Annotated in this window: 4 protein-coding genes; all 4 read left to right on the top strand. The window is 36.4% G+C overall.

All coding sequences use genetic code 11. The features are described from left to right. Nucleotides 1-153 precede the first annotated feature (153 nt). The 4 genes from VNJ50_RS04210 to VNJ50_RS04195 all read left to right on the top strand — a co-directional run bounded on the left by VNJ50_RS04210 (nucleotide 154) and on the right by VNJ50_RS04195 (nucleotide 5,443). Nucleotides 154-411, top strand: coding sequence for a hypothetical protein (locus VNJ50_RS04210; protein WP_325579357.1), 258 nt, complete (start codon nucleotides 154-156; stop codon nucleotides 409-411). After that, entirely contained in the window at nucleotides 312-896 is a 585-nt protein-coding gene (locus VNJ50_RS04205; RefSeq protein WP_325579359.1) for an ion transporter, read from the top strand. Before VNJ50_RS04210 ends, VNJ50_RS04205 begins: the two co-directional genes overlap by 100 nt. 430 nt (nucleotides 897-1,326) lie before the next feature. After that, complete coding sequence (locus VNJ50_RS04200) at nucleotides 1,327-4,581, top strand: S41 family peptidase (RefSeq protein ID WP_325579355.1); 3,255 nt, start codon at nucleotides 1,327-1,329, stop codon at nucleotides 4,579-4,581. A gap of 136 nt (nucleotides 4,582-4,717) precedes the next feature. Next, on the top strand, nucleotides 4,718-5,443 hold the full coding sequence (locus VNJ50_RS04195) for an SDR family oxidoreductase (protein ID WP_325579353.1): 726 nt from the start codon (nucleotides 4,718-4,720) through the stop codon (nucleotides 5,441-5,443). Nucleotides 5,444-5,722: the final 279 nt, after the last annotated feature.

Below are 5,722 nucleotides of genomic sequence, written 5' to 3'. Positions count from 1 at the left end.
CTTAGTTGTCTTTTTATGCTCTTTTTACCATCTTTTAGCCTTTGATTACTTGATTTAGCCCGCTAAATCTTCATTATCAAAAACTAAAATCTATCTAAAAATATCTATAAAAATTCAAACTATAATTTTTAAACAGGCTCTAAAAGCCAATCAATGAAAGCAACCATTAAAAATCTTATCGATAATACCGATACCAAATTAGGGCGCTTTATATCGATGTTTATCCAAGTGCTCATTCTGATCTCGGTAGTGACGTTTTCAATGGAGACCATTCCAGATCTTTCGTCTCAAACCAGAATTTGCTTCGCTAAATTGAAGTTGTTTGCGTCATCATTTTTACCATTGAGTACCTCCTTAGGATTTATGCTGCGGAGCGAAGATTTAAATTTCTTTTCAGCTTTTATGGGATGATCGACTTTCTGGCAATTCTTCCTTTTTATTTGGCTATCGGCGTTGATTTGCGTTCATTGAGAGCCCTACGTTTTTTACGATTGTTCCGAATTTTCAAACTTGTTCGTTACAACAAAGCGCTTAATCATTTTTCGAGAGCCATTAAAAGTGCTAAAGAGCAGATTTTTCTATTCATTTTTATTACGGTATTGCTCATCTATTTTGCTGCTATCGGAATTTATTATTTCGAAAGTAAGGCACAACCTGAACATTTTTCTTCAATTTTTGACAGTTTATGGTGGGCCATCATCACCTTAACCACTGTGGGTTACGGCGATGTTTATCCGATAACTGTTGGCGGCAAAGTGTTTACGTCTTTTATTTTGATGATTGGCTTGGGGATTGTTGCTATTCCTACGGGGATTATTTCATCGGCACTTACACATTCCATTGAAGATCCGCATGAACCTGATGAGAATGGTGATGAAGTCCAAGAAGGGAAGTAATGTTTGGAGATTGTTAAAAGTTGAAGCTCGAAATGTTACAGGTATTTCTTTTTTAGATCAGTTTTAGTTTTTGAGTTTGAAGATTTGTTGGGTAAAATCAAAATATCTGTGTCTAAAACAACGCTTCGCAAAAAAAATCCTTATAATTGTCTGTTTTTCAGTAAAATAAGTATTGAAAAATTAAAACAACGCGCTGATAATCAATATGTTTATGGACAAATTACAAAAAATCGGAGTTATTTTTAGTTTTGCAGCGGAGTTTAGTACCGAAGAGGCTTGTCGCAGCTTCTAATTTGAGATTGTGTCGTCGTTCCCGCCCCGCAAAGACCTTGTTGTTTTCTATAGTCTTTTTATGACTCAAGCCTGTTTTTCAACTTCAATTTCATCTTGCAATTAATTATATTTGCTTTTTTTCAACTACACTATTATTATGCTCAAAAAAACGTTCATTATCACCTTACTCCTTATCGGAGTTCAACTTACCCATGCACAAATCAATCCACAATGGGTACGTTATCCTTCAATTTCTCCGGACGGGAATACGATTGTATTTACCTACAAAGGAGATTTATACAAAGTCGCCACAAAAGGCGGACAAGCTGTTCAACTAACTTTTCATGAAGCCCACGATTTTCATCCTGTCTGGAGTCCTGACGGAAAAAATATCGCTTTTGCTTCCGATCGATATGGCAATTTTGATGTTTTTACAATGGATATAAATGGCGGAAATGCTAAAAGATTGACTTTTCATTCTAATGATGAAATACCATTTTCGTTCACTCCGGATGGTCGGCAAATTCTGTTTGGAGGTGTAAGGCAAGATTTGGTTACGCACAGACAATATCCAACAGCATCTCAACCAGAATTGTACAGTGTTCCGGCCAATGGCGGAAGAGTAGATCAGTTTTTAACCGTTCCTGCTGAAGAAGCGATGCTTAGCAAAAACGGAAAAACTTTAGTATATCACGATAAAAAAGGAGGTGAAAACGAATGGCGAAAACACCAGCAATCAACCATAGCCAGAGATATCTGGACTTATGATACCGATAGTGGGAAACACACAAAAATCACTTCATTTTATGGCGAAAATCGTCAGCCGGTATTTACCAATTCAGATCAAGATATTTATTATTTAAGTGAAGAAAAAGGTTCTTTTAATGTTTTCAAATTAGCATTAGCTAATCCGAATGCTAAAACTCAAATTACACATTTAACCAATTATCCGGTACGTTTTTTAAGTGCATCGAACGATGGGTTATTAGCTTTTTCGTATGGCGGTGAAATTTACACCGTTCGTGAAGGTAGTGAGCCTCAAAAAATTAACATCAGTTTATACACTCAGAATATTAAAAACAAAGACGGTTTTACACCAATAAGCAGTGGTATAGGTCATTTTTCTGTTTCTTCTGACGGAAAAGAAGTGGCTTTTGTTAGTCGGGGTGAAGTGTTTGTAAATGCTGTGGACGGCAAATTTACCAAGCGCATTACCAACACGCCGGAAACTGAAAATTTTGTTGATTTTGCACCCGATGGGAAATCAATTGTTTATGCTTCTGAAAGAGATGGCAGATGGCAGATTTTTCAAGTAAATATAACTAGAAGTGACGAACCTTTCTTTTATGCTTCAACTCTATTAGAAGAAAAACCATTGGTCAGTAATGATAAAGATAATTATCAACCTAAATTTTCACCAGATGGTAAAAAGTTAGCATTTATTGAAGATCGACGCACTTTAAAAGTGATGGATCTTGAAACCAAAAATACGGTTACTTTAATGACCCCTGAACAGATGTTCCATATGCGTGACGGCGATCAATATTTTCAATGGAGCCCAGACTCAAAATGGTTGTTAGCCTCTTGGAGGCAAACGATGGCAAATGGTGAAGTCGTATTATTGGACGCTTCAGGAAAACAACCCATGAAAAATTTAACTCAAAGTGGTTATAATGATTACAACCCAAAATGGGTTAATGGCGGCAAACAAATTATTTGGTTTAGCAATCGCAACGGATTACAAAGCCATGCCTTTAGCGGATCTTCACATGGTGACGTTTACACTCTTTTTCTTACAAAAGAAGGTTGGGATAAATTCAATTTATCTGAAGACGAATTCAAACTTCAAAAAGAAATAGAAAAGTTAAATAAAGCAGAAAAAGACAAGCTTAAAAAAGATCCGAAAAAAGACACTAAAGATTCAAAAAAAGATACTTCAAAATCCAAAGAAATTGAAGCTATAAAAATAGATTGGGACGGACTTGAAGATCGAAAAGCACGATTGACCATTCACTCTTCATCTTTGAGCGATGCGGTTTTATCTAAAGATGCCGAAACGCTTTATTACTTAGCACTATTTGAAAAAAATGCAAATCTGTGGAGTACTAATTTAAGAACCCGGGAAACCAAAATGGAAATGCCATTAGACGGCAGGGGCGGAAAATTGGTTTGGGACAAAGACGAAAATAATCTGTTTCTCTTAAGTCAAGGGCGATTGGCCAAAATTAATATTTCCGGAAAAAAACGAGAAAACATTCAGATCAGTTCTGGTGTAGAATTTGATACAGAAGCCGAACGTGCCCAACTTTTTGAACATGTATGGCTGCGTACCCAAAAAATGTTTTATACACCGGACATGCATGGTGTTGATTGGAATAAAGCCAAAACCGATTATCAGAAATTTGTGCCACATATTGGTAATGAATACGAATTTGCCGAACTGTTATCAGAAATGATAGGAGAACTCAACGTCTCCCATGCCGGAGGACGTTATAGCAACAATTCGCCAAACGGTGATGCAACCGCTTCATTAGGGATTTTTATGGATTATAGCCATAAAGGAAACGGTATTAAAATAGCCGAAATACTTTTAGATGGGCCCATGGATAAATCCGGAATGGATGTAAAAGTTGGGACCATCATTACTAAAATTGATGGCGAAATAATTTCATCAGACAAAGATATTGCACAATATTTGAATCGAAAAGCAGAAAAATTCACCTTACTTGAACTTCAAGAACCAGGAAAAAATACAACAAGACAACTTACCGTAAAACCGATAAGTTTAGGACAAGAAAATCAGATTTTGTACAAACGTTGGGTAAAAGCCAATCAGGAAGAAGTCAGTAAAAAGAGCAATGGCACTTTAGGGTATGTGCATCTTACAGGTATGAATGATGGTCAATACAGAAATGCTTTTGAACTAATGAAAGGAAAATACGCCGATGCAAAAGGTGTGATTGTTGACACCCGTTTTAACGGCGGCGGCGATTTGGTGGCCGATTTGGATATGTTTTTAAGCGGCTCACGTATTTTAACTTATGCAACCGCCGATCGTGAAGTTGGCTACGAACCAAACTTCAGATGGAACAAACCAACTTTAGCCATGTTTAACGAAGCCAATTATAGTGATGGCCATTGTTTTTCGTGCGCTTATACCGAAATGAATATCGGAAAAACCGTTGGCCAAGCCGTTCCTGGAACTTGTAGCTTTGCAGGATGGGAATCGCTTCCTAACGGCGTACGCTGGGGTGCCGTGCCAATTTCTGTTAAAAACAGAAAAGGCGAATGGTTAGAAAACAACGAAACACAACCTACTTTTTCTATCAAAAATGATCCGCAACTGATCAGTATAGGAAAAGATCAACAATTAGAAAAAGCTATTGAAGAATTGTTGAAAGATGTGAAATAAATCAATTTTATAAAGAATAATTTTCTTTTTGGAGCCTGTTCAGAATTTGAGCAGGCTCTTCACATTTTAAATATTTTTAATGTCTCTTTTTCGGTCATCACTTTTTGGTTTTGTAACTTTGGCTAAAACTATAAAAATGAAAAAATTACAAAATAAAGTGGCCTTAATTACTGGTGGAAGTAGTGGTATTGGATTTGGTGTTGCCTTGAGTTTATTGAATGAAGGCGTTCATGTCGTTATCACAAGTCGTGATGAGGCAAGGGCTAAAGAAGCCGCCAAAGAACTTCAAAAGTTATCTTCCACATCAGCTAAGGTTATCGGTGTAGAAGCCGATGTTAGGCGATATGAAAGTCAGCAAAAGGCAGTCGAACACGTGTTGTCGCAATTTGGTCAGTTGGATATTGTGATTGCAAATGCCGGATTGGGACATTTTGCATCCATTGAAGATTTGACACCGCAACAATGGCAGGAAACTATAGACACCAATCTCTCAGGTGTGTTTTATTCCATAAAATCTAGTGTTGAGGCCTTAAAAAAATCCGAAGGGTATTTTATCAGCATTTCCAGTTTGGCGGGTACTAATTTTTTTGCAGGAGGTTCAGCATATAATGCGAGTAAATTTGGCGTTACCGGATTTACACAATCGGTCATGTTGGATTTGAGGGAGCACAATATTAAAGTGAGTACTATTATGCCGGGGTCGGTAGCCACACATTTTAATAATCATGAACCTAGCGCTAGTGATGCTTGGAAAATTCAAAGTGAAGATATTGGTGATTTGGTAGTTAGCTTGTTAAAACTTAATGAGCGTACCTTGCCAAGTAAAATAGAGGTTAGGCCAACCATGCCGGCCAGCAAGTAAACCAATTTTTAACTTATATTATAAAATGCCTCACACACTTTCAAGTATTCAAATTTGATAAGTTGTTGAGGCTTAGTTTTTAGTATCTTAGAGCCTGTTTAAATTTTAACGAAAATATTTATTTTGGAAGTATTTATTTTTCTTAGTTGTCTTTTTATGCTCTTTTTAGCATCTTTTAGCCTTTGATTACTTGATTTAGCCCGCTAAATCTTCATTATCAAAAACTAAAATCTATCTAAAAATATCTATAAAAATTCAAACTATAATTTTTAAACAGGC

Source organism: Gelidibacter sp. (assembly GCF_035577925.1).
In the GTDB taxonomy this organism is placed as follows: Bacteria; Bacteroidota; Bacteroidia; order Flavobacteriales; family Flavobacteriaceae; genus Gelidibacter.
Note: the sequence above shows the minus strand (reverse complement) of the source record. Positions and strands in the feature narration are given on the sequence as shown.